We start from the raw sequence: 19,098 nt of genomic DNA on the forward strand, positions 1-19,098 counted from the left end.
CGCCAGGGTGCTCCCGATGCTGTCGGTGCCACATCTGGACCGGGACTTCGACTACCTCGTCAGCGCCGAGCAATCCGACGACGCGCAGCCGGGGGTGCGGGTCAAGGTGCGCTTCCACGGCAGGCTGGTGGACGCGTTCATCCTCGAACGGCGATCCGAGACCGACCACGACGGCAAGCTGGGCTGGCTGGATCGGGTGGTGTCCAGCGAGCGGGTCCTGACACCCGAGGTTCGGCGCCTGGTCGACGCGGTCGCCGCCCGCTACGCCGGAACCAGGCCCGACGTCCTGCGTCTTGCGGTGCCACCGCGGCACGCAACCGTGGAGAAGCAGCCCGTCCCCGACGCTCCCCAGGCGACCCCGTCGACCGTCGACCCGTCGGCGTGGGGCGACTACCACGGAGGCACGCAGTTCCTCGACGCGCTCGCCGAGGGTCGGGCCGCCCGCGCGGTGTGGCAGGCGTTGCCTGGCGAGCCGTGGACCGACCGGCTCGCCGAGGCCGCGGCGGTGGTCGTGCAGTCCGGCCGTTCGGTGCTGGCCGTCGTCCCCGACCAGCGCGACGTCGACGCGCTGTACGCGGCCGCGGTCCGGCACGTCGGTGAGGGCGCGACGGTCGCCCTGTCGGCGGGGCTCGGGCCGTCGCAGCGGTATCGCCGATGGTTGTCGGTGCTGCGGGGGCACGCCAGGTTCGTCATCGGCACCCGCAGCGCGGTGTTCGCGCCCGTCGCCGACCTCGGGCTGGTGATGGTCTGGGACGACGGCGACGACACATTGGCCGAGCCGCGGTCGCCGTACCCGCACGCGCGCGAGGTCGCAATGCTGCGCGCCCACCAGCTGCGCTGCGCCGCGTTGATCGCCGGCTACGCAAGGACGGCCGAGGCGCAGGCGCTGGTCGCCAGCCGCTGGGCCCACGATCTGGTGGCCACCCGACCGACGGTGCGGACGCGGACCCCGCGGGTGATCGCGCTCGACGACAGCGGTTTCACCCAGGAACGTGACGCCGCCGCGCACACCGCACGGTTGCCGACGATGGCGCTCGACGCGGCCCGGGCGGCGCTTCGGTCGGGACATCCCGTCCTGGTGCAGGTGCCCCGGCGTGGCTACGTCCCGGCGCTGGCCTGCGGGAAGTGTCGAACCATCGCCAGGTGTAGGCACTGCACCGGGCCCATGTCGTTGCCGGACCGCGCGGCGGGGGCCGTCTGCCGGTGGTGCGGTCGCATCGAACCGGCCCTGCGCTGCGTGCGCTGCGGTTCCGACGCCGTGCGGGCCGTCGTCGTCGGAGCCCGACGGACGGCGGAGGAACTGGGCCGCGCCTTTCCCGGTACCACGGTGGTCACCTCGGGCGGCGACGCGATGGTCGCCGAAGTACCGGCCACACCGTCGCTGGTCGTGGCCACCCCAGGGGCCGAGCCCGCCGCGATCGGCGGCTACGGCGCGGCGTTGCTCCTCGACGGCTGGGCGCTGCTCGGGCGTCAGGACCTGCGCGCATCCGAGGACGCGTTGCGCCGGTGGATGGCGGCCGCGGCCCTGGTGCGGCGGCGCGGCGACGGCGGAGTGGTTGCCGTGGTCGCCGAGTCCGCGATCCCGACCGTGCAGGCGCTGATCCGCTGGGATCCCGTCGGCCACGCCGAATCTGAGCTCGCCGCCAGGGCCGAGGTCGGCTTGCCGCCCGCATCGCACATGGCCGCGGTCGACGGTCCGCCGGCGGCCGTGGCGGCGCTGCTCGAGGCGGCCCGCCTGCCCGAGAGCTCCGAGGTCCTCGGTCCCGTTGACCTTCCGCCGGGGGCCCGCGCGCTGCCGGGGACCGACCGCGACGCCGAGGTGGCCCGCATGCTGGTCCGGGTTCCCCGCGACACCGGCCTCGAACTGGCCTCGGCGCTTCGCCGCGCCACCGGCGTCTTCAGCGCCCGCCACGACCAACCGCCCGTTCGTGTGCAGATCGACCCGTTGCACATAGGGTGAGTCCGACCCAACGGGCGGGCTAGCAGGGGGAGGTGCAATGAAGCGGATCTTCGGCTGGCTCGTCCTGGTGATCTTGATTGCCGCCGGACTGCTCTGGCCCTTGGTGTTCGGGAGTGTCGGCGCCTCGGTGGCGGCCGACGATCCGGTCGTGATCAGCGACTACCGGGCCGACTTCACCGTCGCCGCCGACGGCCGGCTCAACGCCGTCGAAACCATTCGCGGGGAGTTCCCCTCGGGACGGCACGGCCTCTTCCGCTACTGGGACGTCGCCAACCCGAACAGCCCGCGCGTGCGCCAGGAACCCACCGTCACCTCCATCCTCATGGACGGCGAGCCCGTGCCGTATCAGCTGCTGTGGGAGTCCGGGGACAGGTTCCGCGTCGCGAAGATCGGTGACGCCGACAGCACGCTGTCACCGGGGACCCACGTCTACGAACTCCGGTACTCGATCGCCGGCGTCCTCGACCCTGGCGCCGTCGGCGAGAACCGCAGCTTCGCCAAAGTCGTCGGGGACCCCGACTCGACGTCGGCGTTCTTCTGGAACGTCATCGCCCCGTCGTGGAACAACGAGATCGACCGGGTGCGCGTCCGCGTGACGATGCCCGCGGACGTCACCGGTGCCGAATGCTCCGTCGGTTTCGGCACCGGACGCCCGTGCGACGGGCTCACGGTGTCGGGCAGCACGATCGAGCTCAGCGCCGCGAACCTCGCGCCCCGCACGCCGGTCACCCTGCGTGCCGGCGTCGACGTGCCGACCCCGCCGCGCACCAGCCTGCCGTGGTCCTACGAGTGGGACCGGGTTCTCGGCCGGTCGATCGGCGGCGTGGCCTGGGTCCTCGGGCTCTCGGTCGCCGGCGCGCTGATGGCCTACCTCTGGTACCGCACCACCGTCGAGCCGGACCCCGGCTTCCCCGTGCAATACGCGCCGCCCCCCGGGCTCGGCCCCGTGCAGACCGAGTACATCCGCACCGAAGAGGTGCCCACGAACGGGCTGACAGCCACCCTCTTCCATCTCGCCGAGCGCAAGCTCGTCGAGCTCGAGCAGGTCAACGACAAGCAGTGGAACGTGCGGGGCACCGCCGAAGCCTCGGCGTGGGCGGACGTCGACTCCGTCGCGATCGCCGTCGGGGCGGCGCTCAAGGTGATGGGTCCCGGCAAGGAGTTCGAGGCCAAGAAGACGGTCACCGCAGGCAAGAGGCTTACCAAGGCGAAGACAGACATGACCGCGGCGGTTCGGGAGTGGGCGCTGGACGAGAAGCTGATGGTCACGCGTCGCAAGGAGCTGTGGGTGCGCTCGGCCAACGGGCTGTCCGTCATCCTGGCCGTCTGCGGCTTCTTCCGCTGGGGCTTCCCGGCCACCATGTGGGGACTGCCGTTCATCGCGTTCTTCCTGTTCTCCCGGCGCTCCTGGGCCAGCGGCGTCGGCATGCGTCGGACCGCCGCGGGGCGCCAATTGTGGTCGCAGGCAGGCGGATTCCACCGTCTGCTGTCCACCGATTCGGCCGAGACGCGATTCGACTTCGCGGCGCGCAAGGACCTCTACACGGCCTACGTCCCGTTCGCCATCGCGGGCGGTGCCGCGGCCCTCTGGGCCAAGAAGTACAGCGACACCGTGGGAACCGTTGCACCGCAGCCAGACTGGTACCCGTCGTCGACGACGTCGGGCGGCTACGGGGTGAGCGGCCACTCCGGTGGCCCGGACTTCGACAGCTTCGAGTCGGCGTTGTCGTCGTCCATCGGCGCCTATACGGCGTCGCAGTCGTCGTCCTCCTCCTCGAGCAGCAGCAGCAGCAGCTCCAGCGGCGGTGGCGGCGGAGGCGGCGGCGGGGGAGGAGGAGGCTCGTGGTGAGTTCGACACTGATACTGGTCGTGGTGCTTCTCGTACTGGTCCTGGCTGGCTTCGTGCTGGGCTACAACAAGATTCGTTCGGCAGACGTCCGCGTCTCGGAGGCGCTGGCCGGCGTCGACGTCGAGCTGACCCGCCGGGCGTCGCTGATCCCCAGCCTGGTGCACACGGTGCAGACCTTCGCCGCCCACGAGAAGGGCGTGCTCGACCACGTCACCGATGCGCGCGCCGCCCTGACCACCGCGACCGCGGGCACGTCGGTCGCCGACCGTAGCGCCGCGGAGCGCGAGTTGGACACCGCGCTGCGACCACTTCTCGCGCTCGGCCAGAGCTACCCGCAGCTCAACTCCTCGAACAACTTCCTGAACCTTCAGGAGAACCTCGCCGACACCGAGAACAAGCTTGCGTTCGCCCGCCAGTACTACAACGACGCGGTCGCCACGCTGAACAAATCCCTCACCACGATCCCGTGGATGTTCGTCGCCCCCCTGGCCGGGGTCTCCGAACGCGAGTACTACCAAATCAACGGTTGAGAATTGCGAATCATCTTCGCGGGCACCCCAGAACCCGCTCTTCCTTCACTGCGGCGTCTCGTCGACTCCCCACTCCACGAGGTGGTCGCCGTGCTGACGCGACCCGACGCCGCCTCGGGTCGGCGTGGCAAGCCGGCACCGTCACCGGTGGCTCGGTTCGCTCTCGACGCCGGCATCCCGGTGTTGCGTCCGTCGCGGCCCAACGACGAGGAGTTCGTCGCCGAACTGCGCGACTTGGCCCCCGACTGCTGCGCCGTGGTCGCCTACGGGGCACTGCTGCGGGACGGACTGCTCGGAGTTCCTCGGCTCGGCTGGGTCAACCTGCACTTCTCGTTGCTCCCCGCATGGCGGGGCGCCGCGCCCGTGCAGGCCGCGATCGCCGCCGGCGACGAGGTGACCGGTGCCACCACATTCCTCATCGAGCCGAGCCTCGACTCCGGTCCGGTGTTCGGCGTGGTGACCGAGACCGTCCGCCCCACCGACACCGCAGGTGACCTCCTCGAGCGCCTGTCGATCTCGGGGGCGATGCTGCTGGAGCGGACGATGGACGGCATCGCCGACGGTTCGCTCACGGCGGTCCCGCAACCGGCCGACGGCGTGACGGTCGCACCGAAGATCACCGTCGAGGAGGCCCGGGTGCGATGGGACCTGCCCGCCCAAGTCGTCGACCGTAGGATTCGCGCGGTGACCCCCAACCCCGGTGCGTGGACCATGATCGGAGACCTCCGGATCAAGGTGGGTCCGGTGAACCTCGAACAAGACGAGCAGGACCCGTTGCCTCCCGGCAGGATTCGCGTCGACCGCCAAGGAGTTCACGTGGGAACGTCGTCGGCCCCGGTGCTGCTCGGTGAGATCCAACCGCCCGGTAAGAAGCCGATGAAGGCCGCCGACTGGGCCAGGGGAGCCCGCCTCGACGAGAACGCGTGCGCCCAGTGACCCGGCCCCAGGGCAAGCGCCGCGCGCGCAAGCCGCTCGACCCCGCGCGCCAGGCCGCCTTCGACGTGCTGCGGGCCGTCTCGGAACGCGACGCCTACGCCAACCTGGTGCTGCCAACGCTGCTCCGCGAACGGCACGTCTCGGGGCGCGACGCCGCCTTCGCCACCGAACTCGCCTACGGCGCCTGCCGCGCACTGGGCCTGCTCGACGCCGTCATCGTGCACGCGGCCAACCGTCCGCTCGAACGCATCGACCCCGCTCTGCTCGACCTGTTGCGGCTCGGCACCTATCAGCTGCTGCGCACCCGCGTCGACGCCCACGCCGCCGTCGACACCACCGTCGAACAGGCCGCCATCGAATTCGACACGGCCCGTGCGGGTTTCGTCAACGGCACGCTGCGGACGATCGCCTCCCGCGACGAAGCGTCCTGGGTCGCCGAACTGGCACCGTCCGCCGACACCGATCCGGTCGGCAACATCGCCTTCACCCACGCGCACCCGCGCTGGATCGCGCAGTCGTTCGCCGACGCACTCGGTGCCGACGCGGGCGAACTGCGGGCGTTGCTCGCCAGTGACGACGACCGACCGCTGGTGCACCTGGCTGCCAGGCCCGGCGTCGTGACGGCGCAGGATCTTGCCCTGGCCGTCGACGGCGAGGTCGGCCGCTACTCGCCGTACGCGGTGTACCTGTCGGGAGGCGACCCCGGGCAGCTCGACGCGATGCGCGACGGGCAAGCCCAGGTCCAGGACGAGGGCAGCCAGCTCGTCGCCCGGGCACTGACCCTGGCACCCGTCGAGGGCACCGACGAGCGTTGGCTCGACTTGTGCGCAGGCCCCGGCGGCAAGGCCTCGATCCTGGCCGCCGTCGCCGCAGGGACGGGGGCCCGCGTGACGGCCGTCGAGCCGACACCACACCGTGCCGAGCTGGTCGAGCAGACCCTACGTGGCCTGGACGTCGAGGTGCTCAGGGTCGACGGACGCGAGACCGGGCTGCCCGCCGAGTCCTTCGACCGGGTGCTTGTCGACGCGCCGTGCACGGGCCTTGGCGCGTTGCGGCGCCGACCCGAGGCGCGGTGGCGTCGTCAGCCCGGTGACGTCCCCGCCCTGGCCAAACTGCAGAAGCAGCTGCTCGCCGCCGCCATCGCGCTGACCCGCGACGGGGGCGTGGTGCTGTACGCGACGTGTTCGCCGCATCTCGCGGAGACCGTCGGCGTGGTGGCCGACGCCCTGCGCCGCCAGCCAGTGACGGCTCTCGACGCCCGGCCGTTGTTCGACGCGGGTAGGGAGCCGATGCCCGACCTCGGGCCGGGGCCGTACGTGCAGCTGTGGCCGCATCGGCACGGGACGGACGCCATGTTCGCGGCCGCGTTGCGCGTGCAGCGATGACGTGAACCCAAGGAGCCCTAAGCTTGCCGCCATGCCCAAACCCATGATCGCGCCGTCGATCCTCGCCGCCGACTTCGCGCGCCTCGCCGACGAGACCGCGAAGGTACCCGGCTCCGACTGGCTGCACGTCGACGTGATGGACAACCACTTCGTGCCGAATCTGACGCTCGGCATGCCCGTCGTGGAGAGCCTGCTGAAGGCCACCGACATCCCGATGGACTGCCACCTGATGATCGACGACCCCGCGCGGTGGGCACCGCCGTACGCCGAGGCCGGCGCCTACAACGTGACCTTCCACGCCGAGGCAACCGACGACCCGGTCGCCGTGGCCCGCGACATCAGGGCGGCTGGCGCCAAGGCCGGGCTGAGCGTCAAGCCCGGCACCCCGATCGAGCCGTACCTCGAGATCCTCCGCCAGTTCGACACCCTGCTGGTGATGTCCGTCGAACCCGGATTCGGCGGCCAGAAGTTCATGCCCGAGGTGCTGTCGAAGGTCGCCGCGGTGAGGCGACTGGTCGACGCGGGAGAGCTCACCATCGTCGTGGAGATCGACGGCGGGATCAACGCCGACACCATCGAGGCGGCGGCCGAGGCGGGCGTCGACTGCTTCGTGGCCGGCTCGGCGGTGTTCGGCGCTGCCGACCCCGGGCAGGCCGTCGAGAATCTCCGGCGTCAGGCCGCCGTGGCGTCCAAACATCTGCTGGCCTGACCGCCCCGATGAACTACGACGACGCCATGCGGTCGGCCATCGCCCAGGCCGACGGCGTCAAGGGCACGACCTATCCGAATCCACCCGTCGGCGCGGTGATCCTCGACCGCGACGGTCACATCGCGGGTGTCGGTGCGACGCAACCGGCCGGTGGGCCGCACGCGGAGGTCGTCGCGCTGCGCCGGGCGGGGGAGCGAGCGCTCGGCGGCACGGCGGTGGTCACCCTCGAACCGTGCAACCACCACGGCCGAACGCCGCCCTGCGTGGATGCGCTCGTCGCCGCAGGCGTGGCGACGGTGGTGTACGCCGTCGCGGATCCGAATCCGGTTGCCGCGGGCGGGGCGAAAAGGCTGACGAACGCCGGGATCTCGGTCGAGGTCGGGGTGCTTGCCGAGGACGTCGCCGGCGGCAGCCTTCGGGAATGGCTGCACCGGCAGCGCACCGGGCGGCCCCACGTCACGTGGAAGTTCGCCTCGAGCGTCGACGGGCGCAGCGCCGCCGCCGACGGCAGCAGTCAGTGGATCACCAGCGAGGCGGCCCGTGCCGACGTGCACCGGCTCCGTGCGGTCGCCGACGCGATCGTCGTCGGGACGGGCACGGTCTTCGTCGACGATCCGACCTTGACGGCGCGGCTGCCCGACGGGTCGCTGGCCGACCGGCAGCCCCTGCGGGTGGTGGTCGGCGAGCGGGACATCTCGCCGGACGCCAGGGTTCTCAACGACGACTCGCGGACGATGGTGATCCGCACCCGCGACCCGCACGAGGTCATTCGGGCGTTGTCGGACCGAACCGCCGTGCTGCTGGAGGGCGGACCCACCCTGGCGGGAGCATTCCTGCGGGCCGGCGTCGTCGACCGCATCCTGGCCTATGTCGCGCCGATTTTGCTGGGTGGACCCATCACCGCGGTCGACGACGTCGGTGTGGCGAGCATCGTGGCGGCCCAACGATGGCGCTACGACGGCATCCTTCGGCTCGGACCCGACCTGCGGATGAGCCTGGTGCCGGCCTCGTCGGCGTGAGACCTGCAATTCGCTTGGCGGCCAATGTGACTCGCGTCACGTGGGAATTTTCTCCGTTCGGACACTCGTTACCTCTTTGAGACCTCAACCGCCCCACGGGGACCCGGTTGGTGTCAGTGGCGTCCGTAAAATTGGACCCAGGAACGAAGGACCATCTCTCAAAGGACGAAGAGCATGACTGCACTGCAGGACTGGCTCAGCTTTCGCCCCGTCGACCCGACCACCATCGTCGACGCGGTGTGCCGCCCGCTGCGCGCGGTGCTGCACGCCCAAGAAGCCGACGCCGGAACCGAACTGAAACTGATCAGCCCCGGCGTCGAGCGCTGCTGAGGCGCTAGCGCTGCGCGCCGACGCTGTCGGTCGACGTGTCGAGATCCTCGGCGTGCTCGTGCTTGCCCGCGATCAGCAGGCCCAGGAACGCACCCACCAAGCACACCACCATGGTGATGAAGAAGATCTGCCCGTACTGCATCGTGTAGGCGTTGCGCACGTTGGCGGCGAGCTGCGCGCCGATCTCCATCAAGTTGCTGCCCTTGGGCTTCGGCATCTCGGCGAGGTACTGGTTGAACTTGTACAACCCCCACGCGCTGAGCGAAGCCAATCCGATGAGCATGCCGATCATCCGGGACACGACCACCCCTGCGGACGCGATGCCGTGCTGGGAGGCGGGCACGGTGCGCAGGGTGGCCGACGTCAACGGCCCGATCACCAGGCCGAGGCCCAAGCCGGCGAGAATCAGGTCGGTGTCGAACGCGGGCAGTGTGAACAGCACCAGGTCATGGCGCGCCGACAGCACGTCCACGGTCCAGTGGGACACCAGCCAGTAGCCGAACGCCGCGATCAACAGTCCGACGAACGCGACGATGCGGTCGCCGATGCGGGTGGCGATCCAGCCGCCGAGAACGGCACCGACGGGCAGTGCGCCAAGGAACCACAGCAGCAGCAGGACGGTTTCGTTCTGCTCCTTGCCGAGCACGCCCTGCCCGAACAGCTCGACGTTGACCAGAGTGACCATCAAGGCCGCACCGGTGCACAGCGAGGCACCGAGGGCGGCGAGGAACGGCCGGAACTTCACGCCGGTCGGATCGATGAGCCGGGTCTTGGCGACCTTCTCCCAGACGAAGAAGGCGATCGCCACCGCCAGCGCCACGCCGAGGACGGGCAGCCCCCAACTGGGGAAGACCTGCTTGCCGTCGGGTGACGGGTTGTACATGCCGAAGACCATCAAGCCGAGGGCGACGGCCAGCAGCCCGCCGCCGACGACGTCGACCTTCTCGCGCGGCTCGTCCGGGTCCCTCGACGGCAGGCTGAAGTGGATCATCACCATCGCGATGATCGCGAGCGGCACGTTGATCCAGAACACGTCACGCCACGAGGTCAGTGCCCACACCACCGCGACGCCGTAGAGCGGACCCAAGACGGCGCCGAGCTCCTGTGCCGCGCCGATGCCGCCGAGCACCGACGCCCGCCCCTTCGCGGCCCACAGGTCGGCCGCCAGCGCGAGCGTCACCGGCAGCAGTGCACCGCTGGCGGTGCCCTGGATGAAACGACCGATGACGATGGTGAACAGGTCGTCCGACAGCGCGGTGACCACCGACCCGACCGCGAAGCCCGCCAGGCTGACCTGCAGCACCAGCTTGCGGCCGAAGCGGTCCGACGCCCGTCCCAGCAGCGGCATCGCCGCGATGTACCCGAGCAGGTACATGGTGATGATCGGGGTGACGCGCTGAATTTGATTCAGCGAGATTCCGATGTCCCGCATGATGTCGTTGATGATCGTGATGACGACATACGTGTCGAGGGCGCCGAGCAGGACGGCGAGCCCGCCCGCGCTGATCGCGATCCGCCGGTTGGTCGCCTTGGGCGTGGCAGTGCCCCCGGGCTTGGACGTCACGCGAGCCATTACGCGGCGGGCTTGGTGACGGTGACGGTCTTGCCCCAGTCGCTCAGTGTCATCTGAACGCTGTTGCCCTCACTGGGGTCCAGCTTGGCCCGGATCAGGGCGTGGTCGCCGTCTTCGGTGATCCACGCGGTCGCCGGCACGTCGCCTGAGGCGCCGAGGTTGGCCAGCCCGTTGACGGCTGCGGCGTTGACCTTGCCGGTCACCTTTACGGTGTTCACGCCGTTGATCGTCTCGCGGCCCTCGGCCTTCGGATCGGCGAAGTTGGCGAGCACGTTGGCCAGACCGACCTTGGGGTTCAGGATCTTGGACACGTCGTAGATCTCGGATGCGGGCCCGAAGTTGGTGAAGCTGCCTGGCGTGAGTGCGCCGTAGAGGTCGCCGTCGGCGACGACGAAGTCGACGTCCTTGAAGGTCTGGCCGAAGGCGATGATGCTGGCCTTGCCCTGCGCCGCCACGACGGGGACGTTGGTCAGGTCACCGGTCAGGGTCTCGATGGGCAGTTCCTTGATCTTGCCGGTCACCACGAGTTCGAGGTGGACGCTCGTCTGCGCGCTGGTGGTCTGGTTGGAGTCCTTGAGTAGCGACGCCGCGTCGGGAAGTGGGGCGTTGGACTTCTCCGGCGACGAGCTGCAACCCGCGACGAGCACGAGCGCAGCGAAGATGGACACGAGGACGGCAATGCGATGGCGCGTCTGCATGAAAGCATCGTAGAGGGTCTAAGCGAATGGACCTCGTCCGCGGGCACGGGGTAGAAGGGTGAAGATGGCAACTCATCTGGTCTTTCGCGCAGTGCCCTCCGACGTCGGTGACGCTGCCGCGCTGGTCGCCGCGATGCTCGCCGAGATGCGCGAGCTGTACTGGGACGTCGGAGGTTCCGGTGGTCTTGACCTCGACTCACCCGACATGCCGAAGGCCGGACCTGCCGAGCTGGGACCGCCCGACGGGGTGTTCCTCGTCGGCTGTCGCGGTGACGTCGCGGTGTGCGGTGGTGGGCTCAAGCGGTTGCCGGACGGAGCGTGCGAGATCAAGCGGATGTACGTCGTCCCGGCGGCCCGAGGGCAGGGAGTGGCGCGAGAGTTGTTGCGCGCCTTGGAAGACGCCGCGCGAGAACTCGGGTACTCGATCGCCCGGCTCGACACCGGCCCTCGGCAAGCTCACGCGCAAGGGTTCTACGAGCGTGAGGGTTATCACGCGGTGGGCAACTTCAACGACAATCCGGTGGCCACGTACTTCGGGGAGAAGCAGCTCTGACCGTGGCTGCGACTAGCGTGGTGCGCATGTTCACCGGCATCGTCGAAGAATTGGGCGAGGTCGTCGGCAAGGAAGACCTCGCCGACGCCGCTCGATTCGTCATCCGCGGCCCGCTCGTCACCACCGACGCCGGTCACGGCGACTCGATCGCCGTCAACGGCGTCTGCCTCACCGTCGTCGACCTGTTGCCCGACGGATCGTTCACCGCCGACGTCATGGCGGAGACGTTGAACCGGTCCAGCCTGCAGGGCGTGGCGGTGGGCAGCCAGGTCAACCTCGAACGTGCCGCCGCGGTCAACAGCAGGCTCGGTGGCCACATCGTGCAGGGCCACGTCGACGGTACCGGTCGGGTGCTCACCAGAACGCCGTCCGAGCACTGGGAAGTGGTCCGCATCTCGCTGCCCGACGCGATCTCCAAGTACGTGGTGGAGAAGGGGTCGATAACCGTCGACGGCATCTCCCTCACCGTGTCGGGACTCGGCGCGGACTGGTTCGAGGTGTCGCTGATACCGACCACCCTGCAACTGACCACCCTCGGACGGGCCGAGGTGGGGACGGCGGTCAACCTCGAGGTCGACGTGATCGCGAAGTACGTCGAGCGGCTGCTGTCCCACCGGGATCAGTCCACCGGTTAGCCCCTCGGTTCGAGCGCGCCACGTGCCCGAACGCCCAGATGTCGAACACTTCGTTCAGTAAGAACGATCCGCGGGCATGCCGGCGTCGAATAGCGGGTAAACACTGCCAACTTCGGCCGGTCCGCGTTGCCGGATGCTGCCGACGACGCCTCTGACCGGAGTGGGAGATGCACGACGACGCGACGACCAGCGAGTTCGGCAGCGACGAGCAACGAATCACCGAGGCACTTCAGGCGATCACAGCGCGTCGCGCCGTCATCGAGCAGGCCAAGGGCATGCTGATGCTGGTCTACGGCGTGGACGCCGACGCAGCCTTCGACGTGCTGCGCAAACAGTCCCAGGACCACAACGTGAAGCTGAACCTCGTCGCCGAACAGGTGATGAAGGACCTGGTCGAGTTGTCCCGAACCAAGGGCCCGATGCGTCAGCTGGCGCTCGGCAGCCTGATCGACACCGCCAACCAGCGAATCAAGCACAGCGCCGAACGCCAGCTCGACGGCCAAACCAAGACCGGCGTCCCGATGACGGAACTCGGGCCGCCGCCGGGATAGGAACCTCATCGCCGACGGCGGCTTTCCACCACCGCTGATCGGAATGTCGGCCCTGCTCAGAGCCGCCAGCGGGAGCAGGCAATAAGCGCTGCCCGCGGTTGGTTCATACTGAAGGGCACTGACCGACGTTGCATGACGCGTTGCACGATGGTTCCGATTCGGAACGGCAAGGGTGGCAAGGATGACGAGGCTGGATTCCGTCGAGCGGGCGATAGCCGACATCGCCGCGGGCAAGGCCGTCGTCGTCATCGATGACGAGGACCGCGAGAACGAAGGCGATCTGATCTTCGCCGCCGAGAAGGCGACCCCCGAACTCGTCGCGTTCATGGTCCGGTACACCTCCGGCTACCTGTGCGTTCCGCTCTCCGGCGAGGTGTGCGACCGACTCGGCCTGCTGCCGATGTACGCGGTCAACCAGGACAAGCACGGCACCGCCTACACGGTGACCGTCGACGCCAAGCTCGGCGTCGGCACCGGGATCTCGGCGTCGGATCGCGCCACGACGATGCGTCTGCTGGCCGACCCGGCCGCCGTCGCCGGCGACTTCACCAGGCCAGGGCACGTGGTGCCGTTGCGTGCCAAGGAGGGCGGCGTCCTGCGCCGCCCCGGCCACACCGAGGCCGCGGTAGACCTGGCCATGCTTGCCGGTCTGCAGCCCGCGGGCGCCATCTGCGAAATCGTCAGCCAGAAGGACGAGGGCGAGATGGCCCAGACCGACGAGCTGCGCGTCTTCGCCGACGACCACGATCTGGCGCTCATCTCGATCGCCGACCTCATCGAGTGGCGACGCAAGCACGAAAAGCACATCGAGCGAATCGCCGAGGCGCGCATTCCGACCCGCCACGGTGAGTTCCGCGCGGTGGGGTACACCAGCATCTACGACGACGTCGAGCACGTCGCGTTGGTCCGCGGCGACATCACGGGTGGCAGCTCCGATCACGATGGGCACGACGTTCTCGTGCGCGTGCACTCCGAGTGTTTGACCGGCGACGTGTTCGGTTCGCGACGCTGCGACTGCGGCCCACAGCTGGACGCCGCGATGGCGATGGTCGCCCGCGAGGGCCGTGGCGTGGTGCTCTACATGCGTGGGCACGAGGGCCGCGGGATCGGACTGCTGCACAAGTTGCAGGCCTACCAACTCCAGGACGCCGGCGAGGACACCGTCGACGCGAATCTCAAGCTCGGGTTGCCCGCCGACGCCAGGGATTACGGCATCGGCGCCCAGATTCTGGTGGACCTCGGGGTTCAGTCGATGCGGCTGTTGACGAACAACCCGGCCAAGCGCGTGGGTCTGGACGGCTACGGGCTGCACATCATCGAACGGGTGCCGTTGCCGGTGCGCGCCAACTCGGAGAACATCCGCTACCTGATGACCAAGCGCGACCGCATGGGTCACGACCTGACGGGTCTGGACGACTACGACGACGCCGTGTACCCGCTGCCCGCGGCGACCGATGCGGGATCCGCCCAGTGAGTGGTGGCGCAGGCGTTCCCGACATGCCCGCCGTCGACGCCGGCGGACTGAGGTTGGCGATCGTGGCCAGCACCTGGCACACCACCATCTGCGACGCCTTGCTTGAGGGTGCCCGTCGCACCGCTGCCGCCTCCGGCGTGACCGACCCCGACGTGGTGAGGGTCCTCGGCGCGATCGAGATACCGGTCGTGGCGCAGCAATTGGCGAAGACGCATGACGCCGTCGTGGCGCTCGGCGTCGTCATCCGTGGCCAGACCCCGCACTTCGACTACGTCTGCGACGCCGTGACGGCGGGGTTGACGCGGGTGTCACTCGACGAGGGAACCCCCGTTGCCAACGGCGTCCTCACCACCAACGACGAGCAACAGGCCCTCGACCGGGCCGGGCTGCCCGGCTCCGCGGAGGACAAGGGCGCCCAGGCTGCCGCCGCGGCCCTGTCGACGGCGCTGGTGCTGCGCGAGCTGCGCAAGAAGCCGTGACCACCCCGGCCTACGACCTCGAGGTCAAGCCGCACCTGACGCCGTACTTCGCCTACGGCGCCGCGTTCTTGATCGCCGCCGCCCACATTGCGGTGGGGTTCCTGCTCAAGGTCGGTTCATCGGGGGTGATCTTCCGCACGGCCGATCAGGTCGCCATCGGAGTGCTCGGCGTCATCATCGGATGTTTGGTCCTGATGTTCGCCCGGCCGAGGCTCCGGGTCGGTCCCGACGGTCTTTCGGTGCGAAACCTGTTGGGCTACCGCCTCATTCCGTGGTCGGAGGTCGTCGACGTGTCGTTTCCGAAGGGGGCCCGCTGGGCGCGCGTCGACCTGCCCGACGACGAGTACGTCCCGTTGATGGCGATTCAGTCGGTCGACAAGGAACGCGCGGTCGACGCGATGGACGCCGTGCGGGCCCTGGTGGCGCGGTACCGCGCCGAGGTCAACCGACGCTCAGCGACATCGTGACCTCGTTGGCCCTGGCCTCGCGAGGTCCGGTGGTGCCCTCGACGACGCCGAAGCCCAACTGCTCGTAGACCCCACGGGCCGTGGCGTTGTCGGCGTCGACGCGCAACGTCACGACGCGCGCCCGGTGACCCCTGGCCCAGTCGACCGCCGCAATCACCAGATCCCGTCCCAGCCCGCGGCCCCGCATGCCCGGCTCCAGCCATAGCGAGTACAGGTACACCACGTCGGGGCTCTGTCGTTGGGCGCCGATCAGGCCGACGAGCTCGTCCCCGAAGAGCAGCGCGAACTGGGCGTGGGCGCGCAGCCTCCGCCGCCACTGAGCCGCGGTGAACGCCAGTTCCTCGAGGTACTGCCGATCGCCGGTGCCGAGGGTGTCGGTCAGCGCGCGCAGACGCAATGTCGCGAACACGCGCCAGTCCGCTTCGACGAGCCGTGTGACGGTGGGGGCACTCATGCGGCGTCGCATGGCTCCTTCGGGCAATACGTTAGAATGTGCTGATAGTGACCCATTTTCGCACGTCGGTAACCGCTCCGGAATCCGACGCCCCCTACGTGCGCGCCACTCAGTTGATCACGCGTCCCGGGACGTTGCCCGCCATCACGATTCCGATCGCCAAGGGGCGGTGGCCCGACGTCGACGGCATCTGGTCGTACCTGCGGGAGCCCGCCGAATTCTTCGGCATCGCCATGCCCGGGCCCGCCGCGCTCACCGTCGCGTTGACGGACTTCGCCGCGACCACCGACGCCGCGTTGACCGCCGCCAGCGTCGTGATCGTCGAGACCGAGAATGAACCCGAGGTCGTGGTGACCGGCGCCGCGGTCCAGCCGCTGCGGTCGACGCCGGTGCGAATCTGCGCCGACGATTCGGTGCCGCACGCCCACCGCGCGTCCGACCCGCAGTGGCGAAGAATGGCGGCCAGGACGACCAGCCGAGGCGAGGTCGACCAACGTGAACGCTGGCTCGACGGGCGCGGCTACGCCGACGCGTTGTCCGGCGGCGAGCCGCTCCTCGGCGCGCTGGTGGTGGAAACGCCAGGCGGCGTCCTCGGAGTGGAGAACCCGGAACCCACGTCGGTCCTGGATCAGCTGACCGCGTGTGGGGCGACGGCGCCGATCGCCAGGGCCGCCCAATCGCCTGCCGACGTCGTACGCGCATGGTGGGTGTCACCGACATTCGAAACACATCCCGTCGCCGAACTCGCCGGGGTGCAGCTGCCCGCCGACGTCGAGGCGGCACCGTCGTTCGCGAGGTGGACATGACCGATTTCGACCCGACGTCGTTTCGGGCCATGAGCGTCGACGGCTACGACGTGGCCGACGGGGTCTTCCGTGCGCACTACACGCTGCGAGGCAAGGATTCCGGCGACGTGTCCTTCACCGAGGTGGTCGACTTCGGCGCCGCACTCGGTGAGCGCCACCCCGACGACCGGTTGCTGCGACTGCTCGCGCTGACCTGCTCGCCGAGCTACTTCAAGGCCGCCGCGCCGCCCGTCGTCGAAATCGCCTTCCCGACACGTGACTTCGAGCGTCACTATCTGAGTGAACTCGTCGCCGGCGGGCTCGGCGAGTTCGCCTACCGCAATTCGCTTCCCGACGCCTTGACGCCCACCGTCACCGGTCCCGACGCGGACGCGGCAGGCCCGACACCCGATGCATGGGACGCCGACGCCGAACCGTTGGTGCCCGTTGGCGGCGGCAAGGATTCCGTGGTCAGCATCGAAGCGCTCAAGGGGCACGGATTTCACCCGACCCTGTTCAGCGTGAACAAGTTCGACCCCATCGACCGCTGCATCGAGATCAGCGGACTCGACAGCCTGCGGGTGACGCGGCGCATCGACCCCGCGCTGATCGAGGCCAACGCCCGCGGCGCCCACAACGGCCACGTCCCGGTCACGGCGATCAACAGCGTCATCGGACTCATCGTCGCCGACGCCAACGGTCTCGGACCCGTGGTTCTGTCCAACGAGCGGTCCTCCAACGTCGGCAACGTCACCTGGTTGGGGCGCGACGTCAACCACCAGTGGTCCAAGAGCATCTCCTACGAGACGCTGCTGCGAGACACGCTGAGCCAGTACGGGTTCAACCCCGACCGCTACTTCTCCCTGCTGCGGCCACTGTCGGAATCGGAGATCGCCGACCGGTTCAAGAACAGTCCGCAGTACTTCCGCGACTTCATCAGCTGCAACCGACCGTTCGCCATCGACTCGGGACGGCGCGGCGCGACGTGGTGCGGCCACTGTCCCAAGTGCCTCTTCGTGTACGCGCTGATGGCGCCCCGGCTGGGCCGCGCCGAGGTCGAGGCGATCTTCGGTCACGACCTGTTCGGCGACCTCGACAACCGGCCTGGCTTCGAGGACATCGTCGGACTCGGCGTGCACAAGCCATTCGAATGCGTCGGCGAGTACTACGAAGCAGCCGAGTCCCTGGTGTCTGTTCTCGACGACGACGACTGGCGCGGCGTGCCGCTGGTCGAGGAATTCCGTTCCCGCCGCGACGAACTCGAGAAGGTCGCCGTCGACGAGCAGAGCGGCGTGATCGGCGTCGACTACGTCCCCGCGAGGTACGCGGCGGCCCTGGACCTGCCGTGAGCCCGGCCGTGTCCGACCTCGCCGGGCTGACCGTCGGGATCTGGGGATTCGGTCGGGAGGGCGTCTCGATGGCGAGAACGGCCGCCGCGGCAGGCGCCGCCCGCATCGAGGCCGTCGACGACATGGGTCGCCGTCCCTTCGAAGAGCCAGAGGGCATTGCGCATCTCGAGGTGTTCCGCGGTCCCGAGCACTTGGCCCGGTTGAGCGCGTGCGACGTGGTGTTCGTCAGCCCCGGTGTGCCGTGGCGGCAACCGATCTTCGAGGAGCTGCGTCGCTCCGGGATCCGAATCTCCAGTGCCGCCGACTGGTTCATGTCCCGGCACGGCGCGGCCACCATCGGTGTCACCGGCACCAAGGGCAAGAGCACCACGGCGTCGTTCCTCGGGCACCTGCTCGCCAGGGCGGGCGTCGACGTCGTCGTCGCCGGGAACATCGGCACGCCCCTTTCGGACCTGTCGCCAGGGGAAGGTGCGGTCGTCGTCGCCGAGATCTCCAGTCAGCAGGCGGCGCTGCTGACCACGTCACCTGCCGTGGCGGTGATCACGAATCTGTACGAGGACCACCTGGATTGGCACGGTGACCGGGACTCCTATCACCTGGCGAAGGCGAACGTCTTCCGTCGGGGTGCCCGTTCGTTGGTCACCACGCCGGAGGTGATCGCCACCCTCGAGCGCCTTGGGGCGACGCCGATCGAACCGGAGGTGCGGCTCGTCGACCCCGCCCGAGTCGAACGCACGACGACCAAGTCGGTGATGAACTACGAGCACAACCTCGTCAACGGGGCGCTGGCCGCCGTCGCCGCCTCGGAGGTGCTCGGCTGGGCGGTGACCCGAGCGGAGTACGAGTCGGCCGTGTCCACCTATCAGGGGCTGCCGCATCGGTTGCAGACCGTCCGCACCACCGGACGCGTGCAGTGGATCGACGACACCCTCGCCACCACGGGGGAGAGCGTCGCCGCCGCCTTGCGCGCGATGAGCCCCGACGAGCACGTCGCCCTGATCGTCGGCGGCATGGACCGGCAGCTGAACTACGAGATGCTCGACGAATACCTGTGCAGCGGCGAGCGCCGGGTGTCGCTCATCCAATCGCCGAGCAACGGGGCGGCCATCGGAGTCGAGTTCGCGCGCCGCCACCCGACCCGGACCCACCTGGTCGACGACCTCGAGACCGCGGTACGCGTGGCGGCGGGGTTGCCCGACGTCGACGTCGTGCTGCTGTCGCCAGGGGCGGCCAGTTATGACCTATACGTCAACTACGAGGCGAAGGCCGCCGCGTACTGCGGTTTCGTCGACGCACTGGACTGACGGGTCCGAGCCCCACCCGTCCGATGGCGTTCGGCTGTCGGGACTCGAACTAATCTGG

The 19,098-nt window shown here is 69.3% G+C and carries 20 protein-coding genes; 17 read left to right on the forward strand and 3 right to left on the reverse strand.

Features of this window, described 5'->3' with window-relative positions:
- The first annotated feature begins 16 nt into the window (after positions 1–16).
- The 8 genes from B1790_RS29230 to B1790_RS34825 all read left to right on the forward strand — a co-directional run bounded on the left by B1790_RS29230 (position 17) and on the right by B1790_RS34825 (position 8,718).
- Positions 17–1,960 carry a primosomal protein N' gene (locus tag B1790_RS29230; RefSeq protein WP_079926810.1) on the forward strand — a complete coding sequence of 648 codons (1,944 nt, stop codon included), beginning with the start codon at positions 17–19 and terminating at the stop codon, positions 1,958–1,960.
- A 37-nt stretch (positions 1,961–1,997) separates the two neighbouring features.
- Positions 1,998–3,809: a DUF2207 domain-containing protein gene (locus B1790_RS29235; protein ID WP_079926784.1), complete on the forward strand. Its 1,812-nt coding sequence runs from the start codon at positions 1,998–2,000 to the stop codon at positions 3,807–3,809.
- A complete protein-coding gene (locus B1790_RS29240) occupies positions 3,803–4,339 on the forward strand; it encodes a LemA family protein (RefSeq protein ID WP_079926785.1) in 537 nt (178 codons plus the stop codon). Before B1790_RS29235 ends, B1790_RS29240 begins: the two co-directional genes overlap by 7 nt.
- Before the next feature lie 3 nt (positions 4,340–4,342).
- Positions 4,343–5,275, forward strand: coding sequence for a methionyl-tRNA formyltransferase (gene fmt, locus B1790_RS29245; RefSeq protein WP_079926786.1), 933 nt, complete (start codon positions 4,343–4,345; stop codon positions 5,273–5,275).
- Positions 5,272–6,660: an RsmB/NOP family class I SAM-dependent RNA methyltransferase gene (locus B1790_RS29250; protein ID WP_198952153.1), complete on the forward strand. Its 1,389-nt coding sequence runs from the start codon at positions 5,272–5,274 to the stop codon at positions 6,658–6,660. Before fmt ends, B1790_RS29250 begins: the two co-directional genes overlap by 4 nt.
- A 31-nt stretch (positions 6,661–6,691) precedes the next feature.
- On the forward strand, positions 6,692–7,369 hold the full coding sequence (gene rpe / locus B1790_RS29255; protein WP_079926788.1) for a ribulose-phosphate 3-epimerase: 678 nt from the start codon (positions 6,692–6,694) through the stop codon (positions 7,367–7,369).
- An 8-nt stretch (positions 7,370–7,377) separates the two neighbouring features.
- A complete protein-coding gene (ribD, locus tag B1790_RS29260; RefSeq protein WP_079926789.1) occupies positions 7,378–8,388 on the forward strand; it encodes a bifunctional diaminohydroxyphosphoribosylaminopyrimidine deaminase/5-amino-6-(5-phosphoribosylamino)uracil reductase RibD in 1,011 nt (336 codons plus the stop codon).
- 174 nt (positions 8,389–8,562) lie between these two features.
- Entirely contained in the window at positions 8,563–8,718 is a 156-nt protein-coding gene (locus B1790_RS34825) for a hypothetical protein (RefSeq protein ID WP_158083892.1), read from the forward strand.
- A gap of 4 nt (positions 8,719–8,722) precedes the next feature.
- On the opposite strand, the gene B1790_RS29265 is transcribed toward B1790_RS34825, so the two are convergent.
- Both B1790_RS29265 and B1790_RS29270 read right to left on the reverse strand, forming a co-directional pair.
- Positions 8,723–10,291 (reverse strand): MFS transporter, encoded by a 1,569-nt coding sequence (locus B1790_RS29265; RefSeq protein WP_079926790.1) that lies wholly within the window; start codon positions 10,289–10,291, stop codon positions 8,723–8,725.
- Positions 10,291–10,989 (reverse strand): LppX_LprAFG lipoprotein, encoded by a 699-nt coding sequence (locus B1790_RS29270; protein ID WP_079926791.1) that lies wholly within the window; start codon positions 10,987–10,989, stop codon positions 10,291–10,293. The genes B1790_RS29265 and B1790_RS29270 overlap by 1 nt, the downstream gene beginning before the upstream one ends.
- A gap of 64 nt (positions 10,990–11,053) precedes the next feature.
- Here B1790_RS29270 and B1790_RS29275 point away from each other — a divergent pair, with 64 nt between their 5' ends.
- The 6 genes from B1790_RS29275 to B1790_RS29300 all read left to right on the forward strand — a co-directional run bounded on the left by B1790_RS29275 (position 11,054) and on the right by B1790_RS29300 (position 15,148).
- Positions 11,054–11,542 carry a GNAT family N-acetyltransferase gene (locus B1790_RS29275; protein WP_142271563.1) on the forward strand — a complete coding sequence of 163 codons (489 nt, stop codon included), beginning with the start codon at positions 11,054–11,056 and terminating at the stop codon, positions 11,540–11,542.
- 26 nt (positions 11,543–11,568) lie between these two features.
- The gene (locus B1790_RS29280) at positions 11,569–12,177 is read left to right on the forward strand and encodes a riboflavin synthase (protein WP_079926812.1); all 609 of its coding nucleotides are present in this window, start codon (positions 11,569–11,571) and stop codon (positions 12,175–12,177) included.
- A gap of 167 nt (positions 12,178–12,344) precedes the next feature.
- Positions 12,345–12,728: an ANTAR domain-containing protein gene (locus B1790_RS35945; protein WP_079926793.1), complete on the forward strand. Its 384-nt coding sequence runs from the start codon at positions 12,345–12,347 to the stop codon at positions 12,726–12,728.
- Between the two features lie 181 nt (positions 12,729–12,909).
- Entirely contained in the window at positions 12,910–14,202 is a 1,293-nt protein-coding gene (locus tag B1790_RS29290; protein ID WP_079926794.1) for a bifunctional 3,4-dihydroxy-2-butanone-4-phosphate synthase/GTP cyclohydrolase II, read from the forward strand.
- Positions 14,199–14,681, forward strand: a complete 483-nt coding sequence (gene ribH, locus B1790_RS29295) for a 6,7-dimethyl-8-ribityllumazine synthase (RefSeq protein ID WP_079926795.1) — start codon at positions 14,199–14,201, stop codon at positions 14,679–14,681. The genes B1790_RS29290 and ribH overlap by 4 nt, the downstream gene beginning before the upstream one ends.
- Positions 14,678–15,148 (forward strand): PH domain-containing protein, encoded by a 471-nt coding sequence (locus B1790_RS29300; RefSeq protein WP_079926796.1) that lies wholly within the window; start codon positions 14,678–14,680, stop codon positions 15,146–15,148. Before ribH ends, B1790_RS29300 begins: the two co-directional genes overlap by 4 nt.
- On the opposite strand, the gene B1790_RS29305 is transcribed toward B1790_RS29300, so the two are convergent.
- Positions 15,123–15,602: a GNAT family N-acetyltransferase gene (locus tag B1790_RS29305; protein ID WP_079926797.1), complete on the reverse strand. Its 480-nt coding sequence runs from the start codon at positions 15,600–15,602 to the stop codon at positions 15,123–15,125. The two genes, B1790_RS29300 and B1790_RS29305, sit on opposite strands and share 26 nt — an antisense overlap.
- Before the next feature lie 47 nt (positions 15,603–15,649).
- Here B1790_RS29305 and B1790_RS29310 point away from each other — a divergent pair, with 47 nt between their 5' ends.
- Genes B1790_RS29310 through murD form a run of 3 tightly spaced genes read left to right on the forward strand, consistent with a single transcriptional unit; the run spans position 15,650 to position 19,040 of the window.
- Positions 15,650–16,408 carry a hypothetical protein gene (locus B1790_RS29310; protein WP_142271564.1) on the forward strand — a complete coding sequence of 253 codons (759 nt, stop codon included), beginning with the start codon at positions 15,650–15,652 and terminating at the stop codon, positions 16,406–16,408.
- Positions 16,405–17,736 carry a hypothetical protein gene (locus B1790_RS29315; RefSeq protein WP_079926813.1) on the forward strand — a complete coding sequence of 444 codons (1,332 nt, stop codon included), beginning with the start codon at positions 16,405–16,407 and terminating at the stop codon, positions 17,734–17,736. Before B1790_RS29310 ends, B1790_RS29315 begins: the two co-directional genes overlap by 4 nt.
- Positions 17,733–19,040: a UDP-N-acetylmuramoyl-L-alanine--D-glutamate ligase gene (murD, locus tag B1790_RS29320; protein ID WP_233165373.1), complete on the forward strand. Its 1,308-nt coding sequence runs from the start codon at positions 17,733–17,735 to the stop codon at positions 19,038–19,040. The genes B1790_RS29315 and murD overlap by 4 nt, the downstream gene beginning before the upstream one ends.
- The last annotated feature ends 58 nt before the right edge of the window (positions 19,041–19,098 follow it).

Source organism: Mycobacterium sp. AT1, from assembly GCF_002043095.1.
Classification (GTDB): Bacteria; Actinomycetota; Actinomycetes; order Mycobacteriales; family Mycobacteriaceae; genus Mycobacterium.

Coding starts and splice junctions, on each gene's coding strand:
- rpe (WP_079926788.1), top strand. CDS start 6,692: ATGCCCAAACCCATGATCGCGCCGTCGATCCTCGCCGCCGACTTCGCG.
- B1790_RS34825 (WP_158083892.1), top strand. CDS start 8,563: ATGACTGCACTGCAGGACTGGCTCAGCTTTCGCCCCGTCGACCCGACC.
- B1790_RS29290 (WP_079926794.1), top strand. CDS start 12,910: ATGACGAGGCTGGATTCCGTCGAGCGGGCGATAGCCGACATCGCCGCG.
- B1790_RS29315 (WP_079926813.1), top strand. CDS start 16,405: ATGACCGATTTCGACCCGACGTCGTTTCGGGCCATGAGCGTCGACGGC.
- B1790_RS29235 (WP_079926784.1), top strand. CDS start 1,998: ATGAAGCGGATCTTCGGCTGGCTCGTCCTGGTGATCTTGATTGCCGCC.
- B1790_RS29305 (WP_079926797.1), bottom strand. CDS start 15,602: ATGAGTGCCCCCACCGTCACACGGCTCGTCGAAGCGGACTGGCGCGTG.
- B1790_RS29265 (WP_079926790.1), bottom strand. CDS start 10,291: ATGGCTCGCGTGACGTCCAAGCCCGGGGGCACTGCCACGCCCAAGGCG.
- B1790_RS29280 (WP_079926812.1), top strand. CDS start 11,569: ATGTTCACCGGCATCGTCGAAGAATTGGGCGAGGTCGTCGGCAAGGAA.
- B1790_RS29230 (WP_079926810.1), top strand. CDS start 17: ATGCTGTCGGTGCCACATCTGGACCGGGACTTCGACTACCTCGTCAGC.
- ribD (WP_079926789.1), top strand. CDS start 7,378: ATGAACTACGACGACGCCATGCGGTCGGCCATCGCCCAGGCCGACGGC.
- B1790_RS29275 (WP_142271563.1), top strand. CDS start 11,054: ATGGCAACTCATCTGGTCTTTCGCGCAGTGCCCTCCGACGTCGGTGAC.
- B1790_RS29270 (WP_079926791.1), bottom strand. CDS start 10,989: ATGCAGACGCGCCATCGCATTGCCGTCCTCGTGTCCATCTTCGCTGCG.
- B1790_RS35945 (WP_079926793.1), top strand. CDS start 12,345: ATGCACGACGACGCGACGACCAGCGAGTTCGGCAGCGACGAGCAACGA.